Below are 24632 nucleotides of genomic sequence, written 5' to 3' on the forward strand. Positions count from 1 at the left end.
AGGGATCTTGTGCACGCCATAGATCTAATGTGGGAGCGAGCTTGCTCGCGAAGGCCGCACCGCCGATGTCAGAGGCTGAACCCACCATCCAGCGGAATGATATTCCCGGTCATATAAGCGCCAGCCGTACTCGCCAGACTGATCGCCAACGCCGCCATCTCCTCCTCGCGCCCCCAACGTTTCATCGGGATCAGCGCCGTATCCTCAGCCAGCGCCTGCTCATCGTTGCCGATATGCCGGGTCATCTTGCTCGGAAACCGTCCCGGTGCAATCACGTTGACGTTGATGTGCTGGCTGACCAGCTCCCGGGCCAGAATCCGCGACAACTGATGCAGGGCGGCTTTACTCGGCCCGTAGGCATAAGCCTGCTCGCCAAAGGAGGAAATCCCCGCCACCGAGCCGATGTTGATGATCCGCGCCGGATTCGCTGCCGAACCGGCCTTGCGCAACAACGGCAGAAACTGCTGGATGCAACTGAACACTGATGTCACGTTGAGCTGCATGACCTTTTCCCAGCCCTTGACCGGGTAACTCTCCAGTGGCGCGCCCCAAGTGGTGCCGGCGTTGTTGACCAGAATATCCAGGTGAGTGATCTGCTCGCCCAGTCGCGCGGCGAGTGCGTGCACGCCGTCTTCGCTGGCCAGATTCGCCGCCACGCCGTGACAAGTGCCCAAGGCACCGAGTTCTTCAGCGGTTTGATGGCAGGCTTCGGCGTCGCGGGAGCAGACGTAAACACGGGCGCCGGCCTCGACAAAAGCCTTGGCGATCATTTTGCCGATTCCACGGGTGCCGCCGGTCACCAGAGCGGTGCGGCCTTGCAGGGAGAAGTACGGATGCATGGCGAGTCCTGAGGATTAGGGATCAGTACACCCTAGTCGTCAGCCACGAAAAGCGGAGCCACTATTTTTGCAGGGAATGGGGGGCCATGCGGCCAGCTTCGAGTTGCAAGCTGCAAGCGGCAAGTAAAAGCAGGGTGGCCACTTGCAGCTTGCAGCTTGCAGCTTGGGGCTGCTTTTAAGCTCTCACGCGCAGCGTGAGCCCTTTGAGGAAATTGCGCAGCAACTGGTCGCCGCACGGACGGTAGTTGGTGTGGCCGACCTTGCGGAACAGCGCGCTCAGCTCAGGCTTGGACACCGGAAACTCGGCGGCCTTGAGGATCGCATGCATGTCGTCTTCTTTCAGCTCGAAGGCCACACGCAGCTTTTTCAGGATGATGTTGTTGGTGACCGGGACTTCGATCGGCTGCGGCGGACGGCTTTCGTCCTTGCCACGCTTGAAGATCACCAGACCGTCGAGGAAGTGCGCGATGACCTCGTCCGGGCAACGCACGAAACCTTCTTCGTCTTCTTCTTTCTTGTCGAGCCAGGTCACCACGTCGGCAAGGGTGACGTCCATGCCGCCGAGTTTGATGATCTCGACCACTTTCTTGTCGCTGATGTCGAGCATGTAGCGCACGCTGCGCAGTACGTCGTTATGAACCATGTCGGTATTCCTGATAAGCGTTGTGGGCAGCACGCGGGCGTACTGCCGGAATGTGTGGCGGCAGCGGAAGCCTTAGAACTTCTCTTTGCCGGACAGATAGCGCCACTGGCCGACCGGGACTTTGCCGATCGAGACGCCGCCAATGCGGATGCGGCGGATGCCGATGACCTTCAGGCCCACCGCTTCGCAGAACTGGGCAATGATCCCCGGCTGCGGATTCTTCATAGCGAAGCGCAGGCGGTTTTCGTTCTGCCAGCTGGCCTTGACCGGCGGCAGCTCCTTGCCCTTGTGAGTCAGTCCGTGCTGCAAGCGGTTGAGGCCGTGGGCGACCATGTCACCTTCGACTTCGACCACGTATTCCTGCTCGATCTTGGCCGCATCGGCAGTGAGCTTGCGCAGGATCTTCCAGTCCTGGGTGAACACCAGCAGGCCGCTGGCCTTGGGCTGCAGGTCGGCGCTGGCGGTCAGGCGCAGGAAATGTCCGCGCAACGGGCGTTTGCCATAGCGGTGCTCCTCGCTGAGGGTCTCGGCGCTCAGCGATTGCATGGCGGTGTCGACATCCATGCCCGCCGGCACGTTCAGCAGAATCGTCACCGGCTCCGGCGCGGTGGCCTTGGCGTCCTTGTCGAGCTCGACTTTCTGGTCGCCCACCTTGAATTGCGGCTCGTCGATGACTTCGCCGTCCACGGTGACCCAGCCGCCCTCGATGAACAGCTCGGCCTCGCGGCGGGAGCAACCCACCAGTTCGATGAGGCGTTTGGAGAGGCGAATCGGGTCAGTCATGACAGGGCCGTAACAAAAAAGGGGTGGGCATTGTACCTGTGTGGTGCCGGTTAAGTCCGGTTCCATTTACAGGCTGTTCGTATTCCCTGTGGGAGCTGGCTTGCCAGCGATGCAGACGCCTCGGTCTGACAGATGCACCGAGGTGATGCCATCGCTGGCAAGCCAGCTCCCACAGGGGGCCATGGTGTGTCAGCCGTTACTGGAGCGCTGCTGGTTCTGGCGCAAACGCATATGCAACAACGGATACGGCTGGCCCATGCCATCGACTTCCGAGCGGCCGATCACTTCGAAGCCCTGCTTGAAGTAAAAGCCCTGCGCCTGCGGGTTCTGTTCGTTGACGTCGAGTTCATCGGCGTTCAGGTGTTGCATGGCGTAGGTGAGCAGTTTTTTGCCCAGGCCCTGGCCCCGATGGGCGGGATCAATGAACAGCATCTCGATCTTGCCCGCCGCGACCCCGGCGAACCCGGTGATGCGCTGCTGAGCGTCCTTGGTGCAGATCAGCATCACCGCATCGAGGTAGCGGGTCAGCACCAGATTGCGCAGCAGCTCGATGTAGCTGTCCGGCAGAAAATCATGGGTCGCGCGGACCGAGGCCTCCCAGACCCGGGTCAGTTCCTGATAATCGCTGAGTTTCGGCGTATGGATGACCGAATGCTGACGCATGCCCGTCTGCCTCTTCTAATGTGGATAAGCGGGAGTCCTTCCCCCAGCAAACGATAGCCGTAAAAAAGCCCCGCATCTCGTAAAAAAGAGCGGGGCTTTGTGTATTTGTTGCGCTGTCTGGCTGGCGATTTCTGTGGCCAGCAAGATCTCTCCCCCTCACCCCAACCCTCTCCCCCAGAGGGGGCGAGGGGGAAGGGAGCTGATCTTCATGCTGTTCAAAACCTGAGTTCAACTCGATATTTCAAGTCGCTGTCATTCTGAAGAGCACCTCGATCAGTCCCCTCTCCCTCTGGGAGAGGGCTAGGGTGAGGGGCTTTTGACGTTCAGATCAGATCTGCTCAGCCCACAAATCGTATTCGTCAGCGTCAGTCACTTTGCACCAGACCTTGTCGCCCGGCTTGAGGTTGCTGCCGTTGTCGATGAACACGTTGCCGTCGATTTCCGGGGCGTCGAAGAAGCAGCGGCCCACTGCGCCTTGCTCGTCGACTTCGTCCACCAGCACTTCGATCTCGCGGCCGATGCGCATCTGCAGGCGTGCCGAGCTGATCGCTTGCTGGTGCGCCATGAAGCGCTCCCAACGATCCTGCTTGACGTCGTCCGGGACCACTTCCAGGTCCAGATCGTTGGCGGGTGCGCCGTCTACCGGCGAATACTGGAAGCAGCCGACACGGTCGAGCTGGGCTTCGGTCAGCCAGTTCAACAGGTACTGGAAGTCTTCTTCGGTTTCGCCCGGGAAGCCGACGATGAAGGTCGAACGGATAATCAGGTCCGGGCAGATTTCGCGCCAGTTCTTGATCCGCGCCAGAGTCTTGTCTTCGAACGCCGGGCGTTTCATTGCCTTCAGCACTTTCGGGCTGGCGTGCTGGAACGGGATGTCCAGGTACGGCAGGATCTTGCCGGCGGCCATCAGCGGGATCAGCTCGTCAACGTGCGGGTACGGGTAAACGTAGTGCAGACGCACCCAGACGCCGAGGGTGCTCAGCGCTTCACAGAGTTCGGTCATGCGGGTTTTCACCGGCGCGCCGTTCCAGAAACCGGTGCGGTATTTCACATCAACGCCGTAGGCGCTGGTGTCTTGCGAGATCACCAGCAGCTCTTTGACGCCGGACTTGACCAGACGCTGGGCTTCGTCGAGCACGTCGCCGACCGGACGGCTGACCAGTTTGCCGCGCATCGACGGGATGATGCAGAAGCTGCAGCTGTGGTTGCAGCCTTCGGAAATTTTCAGGTAGGCGTAGTGGCGCGGCGTCAGCTTGATGCCTTGCGGCGGCACCAGGTCGATCAGCGGATTGTGATCCTGACGCGGCGGCACGACTTCGTGCACGGCATTGACCACTTGCTCGTACTGCTGCGGACCGGTCACGGCCAGCACGCTCGGGTGTACGTCGCGGATATTGCCTTCTTCCACGCCCATGCAACCGGTGACGATCACCTTGCCGTTTTCCTTGATCGCTTCACCGATCACTTCCAGCGATTCAGCCTTGGCCGAGTCGATGAAACCGCAGGTGTTGACCACCACGACATCGGCGTCCTGATAGGTGGACACCACGTCATAGCCTTCCATGCGCAGCTGGGTCAGGATGCGCTCGGAGTCGACCAGTGCTTTCGGGCAACCCAGAGATACGAAGCCAACCTTGGGATTGGCCGGCGCAGGAGTGGTGGACATGTCTAACCTCGGTGTTTTGTGACGTCGCTTGCCTGGTGTGGAAGCCGACGGATGGGCGCTTGAACGGCGCCTCTGATCAAAAAGTGCGCAATTCTAGCGGTGAGCAACGCACTTGACCAGCTTTATGCAGAGAAATACGACGAGTGCTGCGCTATGCTTCGCGCCGTTGAGCTTTACCAATTTTTTACAGTCAACAAAACGTCTGTAACAACGGGTAAAACAGCGCATGCTGCACCACAAAGCATAGTGCTTCATTCAAAGAAGCCGGTTCTGAGAAGTAGGAGTGTTGGATGGGTCAGGCAAGTAGTCAGGCGGCGGGCGCCGAGCATTCGGCTGCAAAACCGCTGAGCATGCTGGTCGCGGCAGTCGGGGTGGTTTACGGCGACATCGGCACGAGCCCGTTGTACACCCTCAAAGAAGTGTTCGCCGGTCATTATGGGGTGCCGGTCAATCACGACGGAGTCTTCGGGATTCTGGCGTTGATTTTCTGGTCGCTGATCTGGGTAGTCACGATCAAGTACGTGTTGTTCGTACTGCGCGCCGACAACCAGGGTGAAGGCGGGATCATGGCGCTGACTGCCCTGGCGCGACGTGCATCGAGCCGCTACCCGAAATTGCAGGCGGTGCTGGTGATTCTGGGGTTGATCGGTGCCGCGCTGTTTTACGGCGACAGCATGATTACCCCGGCCATTTCCGTGTTGTCGGCGGTCGAGGGTCTGGAATTGGCGTTTGATGGTCTGGAGCGCTGGGTGGTGCCGATGGCACTGGTGGTGCTGGTCGGGTTGTTTCTGATCCAGAAGCATGGCACCGATCGCATCGGCAAGCTGTTTGGTCCGGTGATGGTGGCGTGGTTTCTGGTGCTGGGCGGTCTGGGTGTCAGCGGGATCGTCAGACACCCTGAAGTGCTGAATGCGCTGAACCCGATCTGGGGTGTGCGGTTCTTCATAGTGCATCCGGGCATGGGGGTGGCGATTCTCGGCGCGGTGGTGCTGGCATTGACCGGCGCCGAAGCTTTGTACGCCGACATGGGCCACTTCGGTCGCAAGCCGATTGCCCGCGCCTGGCTGGCGCTGGTGCTGCCGGCGCTGGTGCTGAACTACTTCGGCCAGGGCGCCTTGCTGCTGGAGAACCCGGAAGCGGCGCGTAACCCGTTCTACCTGCTGGCGCCGAACTGGGCGCTGGTGCCGTTGGTGGTGCTGGCCACCCTGGCCACGGTGATCGCTTCGCAAGCGGTGATTTCCGGTGCGTTCTCGCTGACCCGCCAGGCGATTCAACTCGGCTACATCCCGCGCATGCACATTCAGCACACCTCCAGTGCCGAACAGGGGCAGATCTACATCGGTGCGGTGAACTGGGCGCTGATGGTCGGCGTGATCCTGCTGGTGATCGGTTTCGAATCCTCCGGCGCACTGGCGTCTGCCTACGGAGTGGCGGTGACCGGCACCATGCTGATCACCAGCATTCTGGTGGCGGCGGTGATCCTGCTGCTGTGGAAATGGCCACCGCTGCTGGCCGTGCCGATTCTGCTCGGCTTCCTGCTGGTCGATGGCATGTTCTTCGCGGCCAACGTGCCGAAGATCATTCAGGGCGGTGCGTTCCCGGTACTCGCGGGGATCGTGCTGTTCGTCCTGATGACCACCTGGAAACGCGGCAAGGAGCTGCTGGTCGATCGTCTCGACGAAGGCGCGCTGCCGCTGCCGATCTTCATCAGCAGCATCCGCGTGCAACCGCCGCACCGCGTGCAGGGCACTGCGGTGTTCCTCACCGCACGCTCCGACGCCGTGCCGCACGCGCTGTTGCACAACCTGCTGCATAACCAGGTGCTGCACGAGCAAGTGGTGCTGTTGACAGTGGTCTACGAAGACATCCCGCGTGTGCCGCCATCGCGCCGCTTCGAGGTCGAGGCCCACGGCGAAGGCTTCTTCCGGGTGATCCTGCACTTCGGCTTCACCGATGAGCCGGACGTGCCGCTGGCACTGAAGTTGTGCCATCTGGATGACCTGGACTTCAGCCCGATGCGCACCACCTATTTCCTCAGCCGCGAAACGGTGATCGCCTCGAAACTCGAAGGCATGGCCCGCTGGCGTGAAGCGCTGTTTGCGTTCATGTTGAAGAATGCCAATGGCAACTTGCGCTTCTTCAATCTGCCGTTGAACCGGGTGATTGAACTGGGGACGCAGGTCGAGATGTAGCTCTGCATCTACTGATAGCCCCCGTCAGCCTTGTGGCTGGCGGGGGCTTTTTTGTGGCTTTGTATAAACCCCACATTCACCGAAGACCCCGTTCTCACAAAGGGCCGTGGTGTTACCTGCGATCAGGCATGTCTTCAGATTCGGCATTGGCCCGCACAGATCGTGGCATCAGTGTCTGAATCACATCATCCAGCAAAGCCTTGCCCATCACCGTCAGGTAATGCGCAGCCCAGGCATGGCGGTCGGTGTCTTTGATGAAGGCCGCGTCCTCGGCGAAGGATTTGGCGAGGTATAGCAAGTCGGAGGATTGGGACAAGGCATCAATGATCGGGATGCCGGAGCGGACGTTGAAAAACGCTTGATCCGAGTGGTAGAGGAAGGGGGTGAAGCCGATGGTTTTAAGGTGTGCGAGTCCGTACAGATCAGTTTCGGTCATCGTGTTACTCCTTGGTTCGAAGTGCCGCGACTTTCGTTACCTCGCGAAAGGGAGGCAGCTGTACGCAGGGTGATAAACCGGGAACCGAGGAAAGGGGCACGCCCGCAGGCGTCCCACGCGCAGCTGCCATGACTTGATGGACGCGCTGTCGCGCTGGTTGCTCCGGGTTACCACACCTGATCGCTGAATGAGCCAGCGACGTCCGCAGAGTATCCCGTCGAAAAACAGCCCAATAGTGCAGCTAGCCGTTCAAATATGAGATTCGGAGTTTGCCTACAAGGTCTGTGGGCGCCATCCGATATTGCGAGACCAGGTGCAAGCGAATCTAAACGTCAGGCACGAAATGAACCCAGTGGGGGCGGGCTTGCTCGCGAAGGCGCAATGTCAGATTTACGCATCTGCCGGTTGATCCACCTCATTCGTGAGCAAGCCCGCTCAGACATTGGTTTTTGGGTGTTCGGCGGTATGCAAAAAGCCCCCGCAACCGTAAGGCTGCGGGGGCTTTTCGTGTCGCCGGCTCAAATCACTCTGCCGGCTGATCCTTGCTCTGACGCTTCTCGATCAAGTCCACCAGACGCTTGGCCAGCGCCGGGTAGTTCTCGTCGAAGTGGTGGCCGCCGGGCAATTTCACCGCTTCGCCGACGGCAGTCTTGTCGGTGCAGCCGCTTTCATCGGTTTCTTCGGCGCCATAGATGCACACCACTTTGGCGGCCGGCAGCTTGGCCATTTCCGGGCCGGTGGCGGCTTCCTTGCCGGCGTTGCCGAGCCAGCCTTCGACTTCGATTTCGAAGCTGCCGGTGCGGGCGAAGGCCAGCAGGATGATTGCGTCGACGCGCTGTTGCTCGGTGTCCGGCAGGCGGTTGTAGATCGCCGGCAGGACATCGGCACCGAACGAGTAACCGGTCAGGATGAAGCGCTTGGTGCCCCATTTCTGCCGGTAGTGCTGCATCAGTTCGGTCAGGTCCAGCGCGCTTTGCTCCGGGCTCTTGTGCTGCCAGTAGTAGCGCAGGGTGTCGATGCCGACCACCGGGTAGCCGATCTTGGCCATCTCGCCGGCCACATCGCGGTCGAGGTCGCGCCAGCCGCCGTCACCGGAGAGGAACAGGGTCACGGTGTCTTTCGCCTGGCCTGCCGGCACTTCCACCACCGGAATCGCCAGGCCGCCGTTTGCCTTGTCGCCGCCGACGAGGATCTTGCGCAGTTCGTTGTTCAGCACTTGCGGCAGGTTGATGTCGTAGTCGCTGATGCTGGTTTCGGCGTTTGGTTGATCGCGCACGAAACCGGCGCTGGTGTCGTCCGGGTTGTCGTTCCACGCCACCAGCCAGTGGCCGTGAGCCGCAGATTTTGGCAACAGGTGGGTGCAGCCGGGTTTTTCCAGCGCCAGGTCAACCGAGATGGCCTGGGCCTTGTCGTCCTTCTGCTCGGACAACCAGCGCCACGCCAGCACGGCGCCAGGGCCGATACCGCTGACCAGCGTAGCGGGGCCGTTCAGTTCGCGCAGGCCGGTCTGCAGGGCGCGGCTCTGTTGCAGGCAGTCCTTGGGCAGAATCACCTGAACGATCTGCGCCGAGGCGCTGCGGCTCAGGGTGCTCAGTTGGTTGTCGGTCAGCTTCTGGTCGTCATTGACCGCCACCAGCACCTGCGCCTTGGGCTGGGTGCCCGGGATCACGCGGGTCATGACGGTGCCGTCGGCGGCCGTCAGCGGTTGCAGGGTCGGTTGGGGTGCCGGACGTTTGAGGTACCAGTAACCGCCGCCGGCAATCACGGCCAGCACAATCAATGCGGCCAGGATGTACTTCAGGGAGCGTTGAATCATCAGCGTTTCACCAATCCAGTCAAGCCGCCCGCGATCAGGGCGGCAGTGTCGGCCAGCGCCACCAGCGGATCAAGTCCCGCGGGCACGGCCATATAACGGGGTTCCCAGTCAGGCTGGAACTTGTCTTTGAAGCGGCGCAAGCCTTGGAAGTTGTACAACTGCTCACCACGGCGGAAAACCATCGAGCCCAGACGCTGGGTCAGCGGTGCACCGCGCCGGGGTTGCAACCCTGACAACGGCACCATGCCCAGGCTGAAGCGCGCGTATCCGTGACTCTTATAGTGTTGAATCAGGCCGACCATCATGAATTCCATGGTCAGCTTCGGGGCATCCGGGTGCGCGCGCATCAGGTCGAGGCTGGCCAGGTCGTGGCTGTAAGTCTCGAGCAAGTTGGCGAACGCCACCGGACGGCCTTCGAAGCGAATCACCGCAATGCGGAAATGCTTCAGGTAATCGTCGCTGAAACGGCCGAGGGAGAAACCTTTCTCACGCACGTTCTTGCCGGTCAGCCACGCATCGGAAATCACTTTCAGCTCGTCCATCGGCGCCTGACCCGGCTCATGGATTTCCAGCGACAGGCCATCGCGGGTGCCACGGTTCCAGGTGTAGCGCAGATCCTTCATTTCCTTGCCCTTGGCTTCCAGGTCAAAGCGCTGCAGATTGACGCGGGCCTCTTCGCCGAGCTTGATCGCGGTCAGGCCGATGTCCATGTAGTAGGGCAGGTTTTCTGCGCGCACCTGATAGAACACCGGCCGTGTGTGATGGATGTCGCACAGGTCACGGAACTGCCAGATCATTTCAGCGCGTTGCTGACCAGGACCGATCGGGTCGTATAGCGCCACCAGGCTGCGACCACGACGCGCGTACATCAGGAACGCCTCGTCGTTGGGGTGGAACAGCAGCGCCTTGTCACCGGTCAGCGCGAGGCCGCCGTCAGGTTGCGCCGAAGCCATGAGGATCTTTGCTGCGCGATCGAGTTCGTCCGGTGTCGGCAGATGAATGACCGGACGTGCGGTGCGCAACAGCCAGGTCAGGGAAATCACCAGCAACAGCACGGCGGCACCGAGCAGCGAACGCAGACCCCGTGGGGCGTCAGCGTCGAGGGTGAATTGCCACCACAGCTGATGGCTGTACGGCACGTCCTGATAGGCGAACAGCAGCAGCCAGGTCGAGGCGCCCAGCACGCAGAGGCTGGACACCAGATACAGCGGCGAGAAGGGCAGTTCGGTCAGGCGGCTCGGACGATAGAAGGAGCGACGGAACACCCCGAGCAGGGCCGCCGTCAGCGTCATCAGCGTCGCTTCTTCCCAGTCGAAGCCTTTGAGCAGCGAGAGCAGGGCGCCCACCAGCAACAGAATGGTGGTCAGCATCCACGCGGCCGACAGGCGCCGACGCAGGCCCTGGGCCAGCAACAGGCAGAGCACGCCGATCAGGCTGGCGCCGAAGTGCGAGGCGTCGACCAGGCGATGCGGGATCAGGAAACCGATGTGTTCAAGGCGAGTGTCGATTTCCGGTGTGGCGCCGGAGAACAGCAGCACGACGCCGGACAGGAACACCAGTACTGCCAGAATCGGCGCGGCCAGGCCAGACGCGGCGCGCATGGTCTGGGTCTGGAACAGGCGCTGACCTTCGTTGATCAGCAGCAGAACGCAGGCCACCAGCAGCGGCAGCACCACGTAGATCAGCCGATACAGCAGCAGCGCAGCAGCCAGAGGCGCGGCGCCGAGTTTATCGGCGAAGGCGGCGAGCAGAATCGCTTCGAACACCCCCACGCCACCCGGGACATGGCTGAGTACACCCGCCGCCAAGGCCAGCAGGTACACCAGCAGGAAAGCGCCAAACGGCGGTGCTTCCGGCAGCAACAGGTACAGAACGGTGGCAGCGGCAGCCACGTCGAGCGCGGTGATGACCAGTTGCAGGAACGTCAGGCGACGGCCCGGCAGGCGCAGTGTGCGGCGGCCAGCCTTGACCAACAGGTTGTCGCGGTAGGGTTGTTCCGGCAGGCGCCGACGATAGATGCCGATTGCGAGAATGGCGCCAGCCAGCAACACGGTCACCGCGACGGTGCCGAGCAGGCCTTGCGACAATCCCAGCGCCTGGGACGCGGCGGGCAGGTCGCTCAGCGTGGCGAGCGCAGCCAGCGGCGGCAACGCGCAGCCCAGCGACAGACTGGCAAACAGGGTCATGTGCGCGACTTCCGACGCCCCCAGTCCCAGTCGTGCGTATAAACGGTAGCGCACCGAGCCGCCGGACAGCAGCGACAGGCCGATGGCATTGCCGATCGCAAACGCGGTGAAGCCGCCCAGCGCCAGTGTGCGCGGTGGCAAGGTGACCCCGGCGTAGCGGCTGGCCGACCATTCGTAGCCCAGCAGAATGATGAAACCGACGACGGTGGCACCGAATGCACCGAGCAGGGCCGGTTTCGGCACGTCGAGAATCGAGTCGTGCAGCGCGTCGAGATCGAGTTCGACGAGCAGATGACGACAGGCAATCAGCGCAATCGTAAACAGCAGCAGCGTGACCGCCAGACCGATGGGTTGACGGTATTTGCTCAGCCGATCCAGCAAGCGCAAACGCTCGGGTTTGATCGGATTTTCCGCTGTGACGGTGTCTTGTGGATCAGACGAGTTGGCGCGCATCAATCACCTCTTGGATTGTGCGCGACAGGATGGGGGTATCCAGCCAAGTTACCAATCCCTGTAGAAAAAAATAATCACAAAATACTACGCCTCTCACCGGGTATCGGCGAGGGCAGTCATGGATTGCAGACTGCTTGCCCGCGACGCAAAGCATAGTCGCAAGTGGGCGGGTCTGATGATCCTGGACGATTCACTGCACAGTGACAGATCATTGTTGCGAAAGGACTTTTTCAACAGATACAAAAAAGGCCACTCTTTCGAGTAGCCTTTTTTGATGTTTGGTTGCGGGAGCCGGATTTGAACCGACGACCTTCGGGTTATGAGCCCGACGAGCTACCAGACTGCTCCATCCCGCGTCTGTGTGGCGGCATTCTACAGGCGAACGGCTGAGTGTCAACCGCTAATCCCGAAAAGGGTCAAATAAGCGTGAAATCGCGGCAAACGGTCGCAGGTCATGGGTTAAGTTTCGGAAATACAACGAATTCCTGTTTGCCTGCAGCATTGTGGGCAGGTCGATCTGCAAAAAAACACACGCGCACAAAAAAGGCCACTCTTTCGAGTAGCCTTTTTTGATGTTTGGTTGCGGGAGCCGGATTTGAACCGACGACCTTCGGGTTATGAGCCCGACGAGCTACCAGACTGCTCCATCCCGCGTCTGTGTGTCGGCATTCTACAGAGGATCGCCGGAGTGTCAACCTAGATTTGGATAAAATCTCTTGAGGTTCAATCGGTTAGCGTTCCTTCACAGGTGTCTTGTCCTGCCGTAGGGCAGGTGGGGCAAGGCTTTCAGCTCTATTGGGGGCTCAGTTTCAATTGAAAAAACAAATTTAAAGGACTTTTCCTACCGCTGGGACAGAACATTCAAACCACTGGTGCTATATACAGTTCTCAGTGAGATACTGCTGATCCGGTTCGCCACGTTCCCTTTTCTGACATGACTCAGCGAAAAATCATCCACATCGACTGTGACTGTTTCTACGCCGCCATCGAGATGCGCGATGACCCGCGGCTGGCGGGCAAGCCATTGGCAGTGGGAGGGTCGGCGGACCGGCGCGGGGTGATTGCCACCTGTAACTATGAGGCGCGGGCGTACGGCGTGCGCTCGGCCATGGCCTCCGGGCATGCCTTGAAGCTGTGCCCGGACCTGACCATCGTCAAGCCGCGCATGGATGCGTACCGGGAAGCATCGAAGGAAATTCACACGATCTTTGCCGACTACACCGACCTCATCGAGCCACTGTCGCTGGATGAGGCTTACCTCGACGTGTCTGACAGCGCGCATTTCGGCGGCAGCGCCACGCGCATTGCCCAGGACATCCGCCGACGCGTCTCCAATCAGTTGCACATCACCGTTTCCGCCGGTGTGGCGCCAAACAAGTTTCTGGCAAAGATCGCCAGCGACTGGAAAAAGCCCAACGGCTTGTTCGTGATCACCCCGGACCAGGTCGAGGACTTTGTCAGCGGTTTGCCAGTGAGCAAGTTGCACGGCGTCGGCAAGGTCACCGCCGACCGGCTGGGCAAGCTTGGTATCGTCGACTGCCTGCAGTTGCGTGAGTGGGGCAAACTGGCGCTGGTGCGCGAATTCGGCAGTTTTGGCGAGCGACTCTGGAGCCTGGCCCGCGGGATTGATGACCGGCAAGTGCACAATGACAGTCGGCGTCAGTCGATCAGCGTCGAAAACACCTACGACGTTGACCTGCCGGATCTGCGCAGTTGCCTGGATAAATTGCCCGAACTGCTGGAAACCCTGAAAACCCGCATGACACGCATCGACAGCAGTTATCGACCGGGCAAGCCATTCGTCAAAGTGAAATTCCATGACTTTACCCAGACCACGCTGGAGCAGGCCGGGGCAGGGCGCGATCTGGGCAGTTATCAGTTGATGCTGACGCAGGCGTTCAATCGCGGCGGGAAACCGGTGCGGTTGCTCGGGGTCGGGGTAAGGCTGGAGGATTTGCGCGGCGGGTTTGAGCAGATGGAGTTGTTTGAGCGGTAGTTTTGCGACAAATTTCGGATGGTCATCGCGGGCAAGCCTGCTCCCACAGGGATTTTTGGAGTTCACACAATGTGTGTTTCACCATTAAACGCTGTGGGAGCGGGCTTGCCCGCGATGCTTTTAGCTTTTAATTCGGTCCCGGATCCGCCACCAGGCGCCCGGCATCCTTGGTCAGCGACTTGAGAAACTCGGTCTGCAACTCAGGATCGTTACGGGTCAGTTCGATCAGGCTTTGTTCCAGCTCGCTGGCTTCTTCTTCCAGCCCCAGTTCCGACAGACGTTTGACCCGGTGGACCCACTGACTCACTTCGTCGTCTTCCAGATCGTCGTAAATCAGCCCGTGCGCTTCCAGCAACTTGCTGCGCAGGTGGCTGCTGATGGTCAGGGACGAGTCGCTGTGCACGTCATCCTTGCCGTCCTCGACGCTGATCTGCAGTTTGCCGACATGATTGAGGTCATTTTCGGCGAACGGACTGTCCAGCAGGTTCAGGCGCAGCACGCCGTTGCGGTCGGTGGTCATGTCGAAGGTCTGCTTGCCGGCCTTGACCTGCACCGGCCGCTCGCTCCATGGCAGGCTCGAATACTCCATGCGCTTGTCGCGCTGGACTTCATCTATGCCGGCCAGGTTCTGTTGCGCACGCCCATGGGACTGCACGTTCATGAACGGGTTGACCCCGGCAATGCCGTAGTTCAGCCAATCCTTGGTCACGCTGTCCGGCAGGTTACCCAGAGCGAAGACATTGACCACATTCGCGCCGATACCGGCCACCACGGCCACCGCGCCGAGCGGAATCTCGTAGACCTCCCGCCAGGGTTGGTAAGGCGTGTAACGGTCGTAACGACGGGTGACTTCGAACTCGGTGACTTCGAAGGTCTTCTGTTCGTTGATTTTCACGCGTCGCTGCGGCAGCTCAAGCTCCTTGGGCTCACCGACATCGATCTGCAGGCTGTGGTCGAGCAGTTTGCGCTCGACCCGCTCTTCGTGCTCGCTGCGCTGTGACATGTGATTGGCACAGCCGCTGACCAGCAGGGCACCGCACAGGGCGGTGCCACCGAGGCCCAAGGTGTTTCGCTTGAACATGAGGTCTCTATCTGGAATCAGCGGCGGATACGGGCCTGAAGGAAGGGCACTACATCGGCGACCGGCAGCGCTTGCGCTTCGGCCTCGGTACGGCTCTTGTATTCCAGGTTGCCTTCGGCAAGACCGCGGTCGCTGACCACGATCCGGTGCGGAATGCCGATCAGCTCCATGTCCGCGAACTTGATGCCCGGGCTGGTTTTCTTGTCGCGATCGTCCAGCAGCACTTCGAAGCCGGCAGCGGTCAGTTCCGCGTACAGCTTGTCGGTGGCTTCGCGCACCTGCTCGGTTTCATAGCGCAGCGGTACCAGAGCGATCTGGAACGGTGCCAGGGTGTCGCTCCAGATGATGCCGTTTTCGTCGTTGTTCTGCTCGATGGCGGCGGCAACCACGCGGGACACGCCGATGCCGTAGCAACCCATTTCCAGGGTGACAGGCTTGCCGTTCTCGCCCAGCACTTCGCACTTCATCGCCTTGCTGTACTTGTTGCCCAGCTGGAAGATGTGCCCGACTTCGATGCCGCGCTTGATTTCCAGGGTGCCTTTGCCGTCCGGGCTTGGATCGCCAGCCACGACGTTGCGCAGGTCGGCGACGGTCGGAACCGGCAGGTCACGCTCCCAGTTCACGCCGAAGTAGTGCTTGTCGTCGATGTTCGCGCCGATACCGAAGTCGCTCATCAGCTCGACCGAGCGGTCGATGATGATTGGCAATGGCAGGTTCAGCGGGCCGAGGGAACCGGCGCCGGCGCCGATGGCGTCACGCAGTTCGGCATCGGTAGCCATGACCAGCGGGCTGGCCACGCCAGGTTGCTGGGCAGCCTTGATTTCGTTGAGTTCGTGGTCGCCACGGATGACCAGCGCGATCAGCTTGCCTTCTTCTTCGGCGCGCACGATCAGGGTCTTGATGGTCTTTTCAATCGGCAGATTGAATTTCTCCACCAGCGCCGCGATGGTCTTGGTGTCTGGCGTATCGACCAGGCGCAGCTCTTCGGTCGGAGCGGCGCGCGAAGTTTCGCGTGGCACCGCTTCGGCTTTTTCGATGTTCGCCGCGTAGTCGGAACCGTTGCTGAAGACGATATCGTCTTCGCCGGATTCGGCCAGTACGTGGAATTCGTGCGAACCGGCGCCACCGATCGAGCCGTTGTCGGCTTCAACCGGACGGAATTTCAGGCCCAGGCGGGTGAACACGTTGCAGTACGCCTGGTGCATGCGGTCATAGGTGACCTGCAGCGATGCCTGGTCGGCGTGGAAGGAGTAGGCGTCCTTCATGATGAATTCGCGGCCGCGCATCAAACCGAAGCGTGGGCGGATTTCGTCACGGAATTTGGTCTGGATCTGGTACAGGTTGATCGGCAGCTGTTTGTAGCTGCTCAACTCGTTGCGCATCAGATCGGTGATCACTTCTTCGTGGGTCGGGCCCGCGCAGAAGTCGCGACCGTGGCGATCCTTGATGCGCAGCAGCTCAGGGCCGTATTCGTCCCAGCGTCCCGATTCCTGCCACAGCTCGGCCGGTTGGGTGCTCGGCATCAACACTTCCAGAGAGCCGGCAGCGTTCATTTCTTCGCGAACGATGGCTTCAACCTTGCGCATGACTCGCAGGCCCATCGGCAGCCAGGTGTACAGGCCCGAGGCAAGTTTGCGGATCATGCCGGCGCGCAGCATCAGCTGATGGCTGATCACGACCGCATCGGAAGGCGTTTCTTTCTGTGTGGCGAGCAAAAATTGACTGGTGCGCATGGTTGGCCGTTGTCGGTTGCTATGACTGGAAATGACGGAGCAGTGTACCGGCGAGTTTTGCTGACGTACAGAAGCGTGGCCGGCGGTGAGGTCCAACGGCGGGATTCCTCCCGCCGTGGGTGAAATGTCTTACGACTCTTCCGCAACCGGCGTCGGCACCGGCTCGGGGGTGGGCGTAGGGCCCTCGCGGCGATTTTCCTGGAACCAGTGCAGGGCAATCAGCACCAGGGTCGGTACGCCGAGCAACGCGGTGATCATGAAGAAGTTGTGGTAACCGAACTTCTCGACCATCACCCCGGAATAGCCGCCGATCAGGCGTGGCAGCAAAAGCATGATCGAGCTGAGCAGGGCGTATTGCGTCGCGGAGAACTTGAGATTGGTCAGGCTCGACAGATAGGCGACGAACGCCGAGGTGGCCAGCCCGGAACTGAAGTTGTCGAGGGAAATGGTCACCACCAGCATCTGCAGGTTCGGGCCCATGTCGGCGAGCATCACAAACAGCAGGTTGGTGCCCGCCGAGGCCGCACCGCCGATGAACAGGATCGGCAGGATGCCGAAACGCACGATCAGCAGGCCGCCCATGCCCGCGCCGACAAGGGTCATGATCAGGCCGAAAATCTTGCTGACACTGGCGATCTGGTCCTTGGTGAAACCCTGGTCGATGTAGAACACGTTGGCCATTACGCCCATCACGGTGTCGGACATCCGATAGGTGGCGATCAGTCCGAGCAACAGCAGCGCCTGCCAGCGGTAGCGCAGAATGAAGTCGTTGACCGGAGTCAGCACCGGCGCCAGGCCACGGCGACCCATCGCCGACAGGCACATCCAGGTGAGCAGCGTGTAAAGGATCGCACGCAGGAAGGCGCGGTCTTCAAGCAACAGGTCGAGCGGGCTCATGGTGCCAAACAACACTTCGGCGAAGTCGGTGTTGTAGAGCTGGGTGAACATCGCCGGTACCGATACCAGTAACACGATCAGTACGAATACCGACGCGAGTTGATGCACAAAACTGTAGCGGCCGGCCTGCAACTGCGTGCGCAGCGGTACGGGTGGTTCGCGCATCAGCAGCGAGGTCAGCAGGGCAGGGATCATCAGCACCCCGAACAGGGCATAGGTGCCGGTCCAGGCCGAGTGTTGATAGTTGAAGCCGGTCGAGCCGAAGCCTTCGGCAAAGAACAGTGCACCGGCCGTGGCCAGCAGGGCGGCGACGCGGTAGCCGGACATGTAACTGGCGGCCAGTGCGGCCTGGCGGCTGTCATCGGCGATTTCCAGGCGATAGGCGTCGACCGCGATGTCCTGGGTTGCAGAGGCGAAGGCGACGACAACGGCGATGGCGATCAGCCAGGACAGGTGTTTCTGCGGATCACAGAAGCCCATGCCGATCAGGCCGAGAATCACCAGTGTCTGCGACAGCACCAGCCAGGAACGTCGTCGGCCAAGTTTGCCCAGCAACGGCAGGCGCCATTGGTCGAGCAGCGGTGACCAGACCCATTTGAACGCGTAAGCCAGGCCGATCAGGCTGGCGTAGCCGATGGTTTCACGGGCGACACCGGCTTCACGCAGCCAGACGGAAAGCGTAGAGAACACCAGCATGTACGGCAGGCCGGCGGCGAAACCGAGCAACAACAGCACGAGCGTCGAAGGACTGGCATAAGCGGCTAGCGCGGCGCGCCAGGTTTTACGGGGCATGGGCTGAAGTCTGCCTCAAGATTGCGAAAACAAAGCGCGCACTCTAACCGCTGTGCTCTACCGGACGCCAGCCATGGCGCTGAATATCCACACGATTGTTCAGGACGGTGATGCCTTCCATGCGCAATCTTGCCCGTTGTTCATCGCCCGAAGGGCTGCCCGCCGGCAGGCTGATCCGACCGCCGGCACCCAGCACGCGGTGCCAGGGCAGGCGCGTATCACCCGGCAATTGGCTCAAGGTGCGGCCGACCCAGCGGGCGGCGCGCCCTAAACCGGCCAGTTCAGCCAACTGGCCATAGCTGACGACTTTGCCTTCCGGCACTTGGGCGAGGGTCGAGTAGAGGGCCGTGCGTCGGATTTGCGCTTCGCTTTCGTCTGCGTGGGTCGGGTCTGTCACGTACGCGGTTCCTGAGCATGCTCATGTTGATGACTCAAGCGTAATCCCTCGGAGCGCTATTGAGAAATGAACTCAATGGAAATCGCCCGGTCAGTCCTTGTCAGGGCATTATTCCTACGGATAATGCCGATCTTTTTTTGCAATCCTGAGCCCTCAGTCCGCTTATGTTGTCCAGAACCTTGCTGTGCCTTGCTGTCTTCAGCGCGTCTACGCCCCTGCTTGCCGATACCGTCTGGTTGAAGAACGGTGACAAGCTCAGTGGCAAAATTTCCCTGTTCGATGGCGGCAAATTGCTGATCCAGACCCAATATGCGGGTGCAGTCACGATCGACTGGAAACAGGTCAAGACCCTGGAAAGTGATCAAGAGTTGTTGGTCAAACAGGATGCTTATACCGGTGAAAAAGCCAAGTCACTGACCGCAGCCGATGACGGCAAGGTCACCCTGGCCAATGGCGAAGCGCCGAAAACCGTGGAGCTGGCGAGCATTCAGCAGATTCTCAAGCCGAAACCGGTGGTCGAGGATCTGGTCTGGAAGGGCAACGTCGGCCTCGCTCTGGATTATCAGCGCGCGGAAAAGGACACCGACGACTATGACATCGACTTCAAGACCACTGCACGTCATGGTCGCTGGCGCCACACCGGCGAAGGCGAATACAACCGCGAAGTGCAGGACGAACAGGTCACCACTAACAATTGGCGCGCCGAATACGCCCTTGACCGCTTCCTGACCGACAAGTGGTTCTGGCAGGGGCGTCTGAACTACAAGCGGGATTACGTCGAAGAGCTGTCGCGTCAGCGCGTGGTCGGTACAGGTCCGGGTTACCAGTTCTGGGATGACGAGCTGGGCGCGTTCTCGCTGGGTTCGCTGCTCAACCGTACCGATTACGAGTACAGCGATGGCGGCAAGGACAATTTCTACTCGGTCGCGATGAAGTGGGATTACAACCGCTACCTGATTGGCAAGAAAGTCGAGTTCTTCACCAGTGGCGAGCTGGGCAAGCCGCTCTCCGACGTCGCCAACTACGCGCTGGATGCCGAATTGGGCTTGCGCTACAAGGTCACCGACTGGGCGTCGCTCAACCTCAAGGCCGAGCGCGACATCATCAGCGGAACCCAGGATGCGGACCTGAACAAGACCCGCTATACCGCAGGGTTTGGCGTGGCCTGGTAAGGCACAGGCAAAAAGATCGCAGCCTTCGGCAGCTCCAGAGGATTAATGTACATCCTGTAGGCGCTGCCGGAGGCTGCGATCTTTTTTTACGCCTGGAAAACAAGCGCCCACAAAAAAGCCCCGCTTTTAAGGGCGGGGCTCTTTTCTAAAGAAGCTACAAGTTAGATAACTTGTACTTCTTCAGCTTGCATGCCTTTCTGACCGCGGGTAGCGATGAAAGAAACCTGTTGGCCTTCTTTCAGGCTTTTGAAGCCGTCGGATTGGATAGCTTTGAAGTGAACGAACAGGTCGTCACCGGATTGTGGAGTGATGAAGCCGAAGCCTTTTTCATCGTTGAACCACTTAACGGTACCGGTTTGGCGATTAGACATGGTGTAACTCCTTGAACAAAGATAACTGCGACTCAGGAAGAACCCTGGCCGAGACTGAGTGCAAAGAGCAGGAAAAATTCTTGTAGATGGTTGGATCGAAATTCAACATATCGTGTAGAGATTCTCAGTGACACAAGCAGCACAGTGGCGCCACCTTAACCCTTTTTCCGAGACGTGCCAATGCTTCTTGCACAGGTTTCTCTGTTTTAAGGATCGGCGGTGCGACGGTTCGTCGCCAGAGCCTGTCATTCCAGGGTGTTCGACGAGAATTGCACCCCGCACTTTGAACGCGGCGGCGCGCCCGGTAAGATGCCGGACAGAATTTTTCCACCTCGCTATTCAGGACACCCGCCATGAGCATCAAATCGGACAAGTGGATTCGCCGCATGGCGCAGGAACACGGCATGATCGAGCCGTTCGTCGAGCGTCAGATGCGCGGCAGCGACGACAGCCGTGTGATCTCCTACGGCGTGTCGAGCTACGGCTACGATGTGCGTTGCACCAACCATTTCAAGGTGTTCACCAACATCAACTCGGCCATCGTCGATCCGAAAAACTTCGATGCCGGCAGCTTCGTCGACATCCACAGCGATGTCTGCATCATCCCGCCGAACTCTTTCGCCCTGGCCAGCACCGTCGAGTATTTCCGCATCCCGCGCAATGTATTGACCATCTGCCTGGGTAAAAGCACCTACGCGCGTTGCGGCATCATCGTCAACGTCACCCCGCTCGAGCCAGAGTGGGAAGGTCACGTGACCCTGGAGTTCTCCAACACCACCAACCTGCCGGCGAAAATCTACGCCAACGAAGGCGTGGCACAGATGCTGTTCCTTGAGTCCGACGAGGAGTGTGAAGTTTCCTACAAGGACCGTGGCGGCAAGTACCAGGGCCAGCGTGGCGTGACCTTGCCGCGTACCTGATCCGTCCATCCGACAGATCACGGGAATTCTTTGGCGGGCAGACACTCTATGGGGTGTACTGCCCGTTTTTGTTTCTGTCGAAACGGGCCTTCGCCGAGGAGTGCCCTATGAAGATCGATCCGCAAATCACTGCCGAACTGGCAAGGCTTGAGCCCAATCAGGTTGGCATATTGGCCTGGTCATTGTTGGCGCACCCGCCTCTGAGCATGGCCGGTGGAATTCCCGGTCAGCCCGACCCCGATACCCCCAACGAACAACCAACCGAGCCGGGCGATCCTATCCTTCCGGACGAGCCGCCTCCGGCACCGGTTGCCTGATCTGCGTTGAAAACCAATGGCCAGTCAGTCGAGGTCTGCAACGACTTCAACTGACTGGCCATATTTCGTTGTCACCGATGACGAAAATCCTGCAGCTTTCCTCCTTCTCGACCGGATACCCCCCGGTAAATGCGCCAAAGGCCGGTAGCAGGCTGATGCCTTCGCTGAGCCTGAAACACGCCAGGCGCAAACTTTGTCGACCCTTGCCATGTAGCCGATACACGGGATGCACATGACCGGCCAGCACGTGTCTTTCAGAATGCGGGTCCGGTTCATGCTGCAAAGCGAACTGTCCTATCAGCAGCGGTTCAGGCACGACCCGGATATTCAGCGAATCAGGCGGATCGCCCGCGCGTTTGTCGTGATTGCCACGGATCAGTGTCATCGGCAGTTCGGCGTGGCGCGCTCGCCATTGCGCCAAGGCGTTTAGCGTACCCTCTGCATGGGAGCCGGGCCCGTGCAGAAAATCGCCGAGAAATATCAGTTGCCGGCAGGGCAGTTTCGCCAGCAATCGGTCAATCACCGCGATATTGCTCGCCGTGGTGCCTTGCGGGACCGGTTGACCGAGGCTGCGGTAGGCGGCGGCTTTGCCGAAATGCACATCGGCTATCAGCAAGGCTTGTTGCGCTGGCCAGTACAGGGCCTTCTCCGGCAGCAACCAGAGGTCTTCACCTGCCAACCGCACAGGGTAGGGCGCGCTCATCGGGATTTGCCCTTGTCGGCGGATTTTTCCAGGTCGCCGACCATACGTCTGATGCGGTCAGCGAGTTTCTCTGAACTCATGCTTTCGCGCATGCGTTCCACCAGCAGTGGAAACCCCAGTGGCGTAGGACGCTTTATCTGATGCACGTCGAGTTTCATCCGGTTGATGTGCTCCAGTGTCTGTTCCAGACGTTGAATATCCAGTTCTTCTCGTAAGACTTCTTCCCCGGCCTGGGCCAGCAACAGGTTGTCGGCGTCGTATTGTTTGAACACTTCGAAAAACAGACCGCTGGAGGCCTGCACCTGACGGGTGCTTTTCGGCGCGCCGGGGTAACCGGCGAACACCAGTCCGGCAATTCGGGCGATTTCGCGAAAGCGCCGCAGGGCCAACTCGCCCGCGTTGAGACTGGCGAGCACATCCTTCAATAACTGTTCGGGGCTGAGCAACGCGGTATCGAGTTGCTCGGCCCAGTCCACAGGCGTGGCGCTGAGCAATTCCAGCCCGTAGTCGTTCACCGCGATGGAGAACGTCAGCGGCTGGCGCTGGCTGACGCGCCAGGCCAGCAGGCTGGCGAGCCCCAGATGCACCTGACGACCGGCGAACGGGTAGAGGAAAAGGTGCCAGCCTTCGCGGGATTTCAGCACTTCTGCGAGCAAATTATCGGTGGTGGGCAGGCCAGACCAGCGTGTCTGGGTGTCCAGCAATGGCCGCAAGGCGTGCATTTCCGGGCCGGCGAACGCGCCCTGTGCGGCGGCGCTGAAGCGCCTGACCACGGCCTCGGCCAGTTCATTGGAGAGCGGCATGCGCCCGCCATTCCAGCGTGGCACGGCGGCTTTTTTCGCGGTGCTGCGTTTGACGTAAGCGGTCATGTTTTCCACCCGCACCAACTCCAGCAAACGCCCGGCAAACAGAAACCCGTCGCCCGGTTTCAGCCTTGCAATAAAACCTTCCTCGACGCTGCCCAGTTGTTTGCCGCCACCGCCCTTACTCCAGAACTTCAGATGAATGCTTGCATCGCTGACGATCGTGCCGATGCTCATGCGATGGCGGCGCGCCAAGCGTGCATCGGGTACGCGCCAGACGCCGTGTTCGTCCGGTTCGACCCGACGGTAATCCGGATAGGCCGTCAGAGACATCCCGCCATGACGTACGAAAGCCAGCGCCCAGGCCCAATCCGCCGGGGTCAGGTCACGATAGGCCCAGGCCCCACGGACCTCTTCGTACAGCTCATCAGGAACAAATCCGCCGCCCAATGCCATGCTGACCAGGTGCTGCACCAGCACATCCAGTGGCTTGTGTGGTGACTGGCGCGGTTCGATGCGCCGTTGCTCGACAGCATCGCGGGCGGCGGCTGCTTCGATCAGTTCAAGGCTGTGTGTCGGTACCAGGGTCACCCTCGAGGTGCGTCCCGGTGCGTGGCCCGAGCGCCCGGCGCGTTGCATCAACCGCGCGACACCCTTGGCCGAACCGATTTGCAGCACGCGTTCCACCGGCAGGAAATCCACCCCCAGATCCAGGCTCGACGTGCACACCACCGCCTTCAATTGACCTTCCTTCAAGGCGTGCTCAACCCAGTCACGGGTCTCGCGGGACAATGAGCTGTGATGCAACGCAATCAACCCGGCCCAGTCCGGCCGCGCCTCAAGCAAGGCCTGATACCAGATTTCCGACTGCGCCCGGGTATTGGTGAACACCAGGCTGCTGGCGCAGGCATCGAGCTCGGCCACGACCTGCGGCAACATCTTCAGACCGATGTGCCCGGCCCACGGAAAACGCTCGATGGCGGTCGGGAGAAGGGTGTCGACTGTCAGCGATTTTTCGCTTTGCCCCTGCACACACACGCCGCCACCCTGTGGGATCAGCACCTGCTCGGCGTGGGATTGATTACCGAGGGTCGCGGAAATACCCCAGACAATCAGCTCGGGTTGCCAATGACGCAAGCGGGCGAGGGCCAGTTGCAGCTGCACGCCGCGTTTGTTGCCGAGCAGTTCGTGCCATTCATCCACCACGATCATGCGCAGGGTCGAGAGCGCGGTGCGGGCGTCGGCGCGGGCCAGTAGCAAGGTCAGGCTTTCCGGAGTGGTGATCAGGGTTGTCGGCAGGCGTCGGCTCTGGCGGGCACGCTCGCTGCTGCTGGTGTCACCGGTGCGCAGGCCGATGCTCCACGGCAGGCGCAGATCATCGACCGGGCTTTGCAAGGCGCGCGCGGTGTCGGCGGCGAGGGCACGCATGGGCGTGATCCACAAAACGGTCAGCGGTTCGGCCGGTGGTTTGCGTTTGCGTGGCGTTTCAACGACGGCGGAGCATTTGGCAAAGCGATTGAGCGCGGCGAACCAGACCGCATAGGTTTTACCGGCCCCGGTGCTGGCGTGGAGCAAGCCGGATTCGCCGTTTTTGACCGCAGCCCACAGCTGTTTCTGAAAGGCGAACGGCTTCCAGCCGCGGGCGCTGAACCAGGTTTTTACGAGGTCGGAGGATTTCGCCATGCGGGCTGCGCGCGCTCTGGAGGGGTTCTTCCAGAGACCACGGGGCGGGCGGACAAGTTTGATTTTTGTAGGCTGCGGAGGTCCACTGTG

General features: G+C 60.4%; 20 protein-coding genes and 2 tRNA genes. 5 read left to right on the forward strand and 17 right to left on the reverse strand.

All coding sequences use genetic code 11. The features are described from left to right. Window positions 1-68 precede the first annotated feature (68 nt). From HV782_RS06980 to rimO, 5 genes are all read right to left on the reverse strand, one after another. The gene (locus tag HV782_RS06980; RefSeq protein ID WP_128613565.1) at window positions 69-839 is read right to left on the reverse strand and encodes an SDR family oxidoreductase; all 771 of its coding nucleotides are present in this window, start codon (window positions 837-839) and stop codon (window positions 69-71) included. A 175-nt stretch (window positions 840-1014) separates the two neighbouring features. After that, window positions 1015-1482: a YehS family protein gene (locus tag HV782_RS06985; RefSeq protein WP_123465197.1), complete on the reverse strand. Its 468-nt coding sequence runs from the start codon at window positions 1480-1482 to the stop codon at window positions 1015-1017. Window positions 1483-1554: 72 nt separating this feature from the next. Continuing rightward, window positions 1555-2265, reverse strand: a complete 711-nt coding sequence (locus HV782_RS06990) for an rRNA pseudouridine synthase (protein WP_128613564.1) — start codon at window positions 2263-2265, stop codon at window positions 1555-1557. A gap of 189 nt (window positions 2266-2454) precedes the next feature. Then, window positions 2455-2928, reverse strand: coding sequence for a GNAT family N-acetyltransferase (locus HV782_RS06995; protein ID WP_186745208.1), 474 nt, complete (start codon window positions 2926-2928; stop codon window positions 2455-2457). Window positions 2929-3256: 328 nt separating this feature from the next. Further along, window positions 3257-4594, reverse strand: a complete 1338-nt coding sequence (gene rimO / locus HV782_RS07000) for a 30S ribosomal protein S12 methylthiotransferase RimO (protein ID WP_003222282.1) — start codon at window positions 4592-4594, stop codon at window positions 3257-3259. Window positions 4595-4944: 350 nt separating this feature from the next. Between rimO and HV782_RS07005 the strand changes: the two genes are divergently transcribed. Further along, window positions 4945-6786, forward strand: coding sequence for a potassium transporter Kup (locus tag HV782_RS07005; protein ID WP_409202020.1), 1842 nt, complete (start codon window positions 4945-4947; stop codon window positions 6784-6786). 112 nt (window positions 6787-6898) lie between these two features. On the opposite strand, the gene HV782_RS07010 is transcribed toward HV782_RS07005, so the two are convergent. The 5 genes from HV782_RS07010 to HV782_RS07030 form a co-directional block, all read right to left on the reverse strand. Continuing rightward, window positions 6899-7222: a DUF3077 domain-containing protein gene (locus HV782_RS07010; RefSeq protein ID WP_123465205.1), complete on the reverse strand. Its 324-nt coding sequence runs from the start codon at window positions 7220-7222 to the stop codon at window positions 6899-6901. A gap of 523 nt (window positions 7223-7745) precedes the next feature. Continuing rightward, entirely contained in the window at window positions 7746-9038 is a 1293-nt protein-coding gene (locus tag HV782_RS07015) for a virulence factor family protein (protein ID WP_007964390.1), read from the reverse strand. After that, window positions 9038-11677, reverse strand: coding sequence for a bifunctional lysylphosphatidylglycerol flippase/synthetase MprF (mprF, locus tag HV782_RS07020; protein WP_186745210.1), 2640 nt, complete (start codon window positions 11675-11677; stop codon window positions 9038-9040). The genes HV782_RS07015 and mprF overlap by 1 nt, the downstream gene beginning before the upstream one ends. A 279-nt stretch (window positions 11678-11956) precedes the next feature. Beyond that, window positions 11957-12033 (reverse strand) — tRNA-Met (locus tag HV782_RS07025). Between the two features lie 221 nt (window positions 12034-12254). Beyond that, window positions 12255-12331, reverse strand: a tRNA-Met gene (locus HV782_RS07030). Between the two features lie 280 nt (window positions 12332-12611). Here HV782_RS07030 and dinB point away from each other — a divergent pair. Next, a complete protein-coding gene (gene dinB / locus HV782_RS07035) occupies window positions 12612-13673 on the forward strand; it encodes a DNA polymerase IV (protein ID WP_186744459.1) in 1062 nt (353 codons plus the stop codon). 127 nt (window positions 13674-13800) lie between these two features. Here dinB and HV782_RS07040 read toward each other — a convergent pair whose 3' ends face one another. The 4 genes from HV782_RS07040 to HV782_RS07055 form a co-directional block, all read right to left on the reverse strand. Next, entirely contained in the window at window positions 13801-14754 is a 954-nt protein-coding gene (locus HV782_RS07040) for a hypothetical protein (RefSeq protein WP_128615699.1), read from the reverse strand. A 17-nt stretch (window positions 14755-14771) separates the two neighbouring features. After that, entirely contained in the window at window positions 14772-16487 is a 1716-nt protein-coding gene (locus HV782_RS07045; RefSeq protein WP_123465212.1) for a proline--tRNA ligase, read from the reverse strand. 129 nt (window positions 16488-16616) lie between these two features. Continuing rightward, on the reverse strand, window positions 16617-18176 hold the full coding sequence (locus HV782_RS07050) for an AmpG family muropeptide MFS transporter (protein ID WP_128615700.1): 1560 nt from the start codon (window positions 18174-18176) through the stop codon (window positions 16617-16619). 43 nt (window positions 18177-18219) lie between these two features. Continuing rightward, window positions 18220-18573 (reverse strand): MGMT family protein, encoded by a 354-nt coding sequence (locus HV782_RS07055; RefSeq protein ID WP_123465216.1) that lies wholly within the window; start codon window positions 18571-18573, stop codon window positions 18220-18222. Window positions 18574-18737: 164 nt separating this feature from the next. Between HV782_RS07055 and HV782_RS07060 the strand changes: the two genes are divergently transcribed. Next, entirely contained in the window at window positions 18738-19745 is a 1008-nt protein-coding gene (locus HV782_RS07060; RefSeq protein ID WP_123465218.1) for a DUF481 domain-containing protein, read from the forward strand. 161 nt (window positions 19746-19906) lie between these two features. Here HV782_RS07060 and HV782_RS07065 read toward each other — a convergent pair whose 3' ends face one another. Further along, window positions 19907-20116 carry a cold-shock protein gene (locus HV782_RS07065; RefSeq protein WP_002554837.1) on the reverse strand — a complete coding sequence of 70 codons (210 nt, stop codon included), beginning with the start codon at window positions 20114-20116 and terminating at the stop codon, window positions 19907-19909. Between the two features lie 353 nt (window positions 20117-20469). Between HV782_RS07065 and dcd the strand changes: the two genes are divergently transcribed. Together dcd and HV782_RS07075 are read left to right on the forward strand one after the other, a co-directional pair. Next, window positions 20470-21036 (forward strand): dCTP deaminase, encoded by a 567-nt coding sequence (gene dcd / locus HV782_RS07070; protein WP_007940589.1) that lies wholly within the window; start codon window positions 20470-20472, stop codon window positions 21034-21036. A gap of 107 nt (window positions 21037-21143) precedes the next feature. Further along, on the forward strand, window positions 21144-21353 hold the full coding sequence (locus tag HV782_RS07075; protein ID WP_186744461.1) for a hypothetical protein: 210 nt from the start codon (window positions 21144-21146) through the stop codon (window positions 21351-21353). Window positions 21354-21399: 46 nt separating this feature from the next. On the opposite strand, the gene pdeM is transcribed toward HV782_RS07075, so the two are convergent. Further along, complete coding sequence (gene pdeM / locus HV782_RS07080; RefSeq protein WP_186744463.1) at window positions 21400-22056, reverse strand: ligase-associated DNA damage response endonuclease PdeM; 657 nt, start codon at window positions 22054-22056, stop codon at window positions 21400-21402. Continuing rightward, a complete protein-coding gene (locus tag HV782_RS07085) occupies window positions 22053-24542 on the reverse strand; it encodes a ligase-associated DNA damage response DEXH box helicase (RefSeq protein ID WP_186744465.1) in 2490 nt (829 codons plus the stop codon). Before HV782_RS07085 ends, pdeM begins: the two co-directional genes overlap by 4 nt. Between the last annotated feature and the right edge of the window lie 90 nt (window positions 24543-24632).

The organism is Pseudomonas monsensis (assembly GCF_014268495.2).
GTDB lineage: Bacteria > Pseudomonadota > Gammaproteobacteria > Pseudomonadales > Pseudomonadaceae > Aquipseudomonas > Aquipseudomonas monsensis.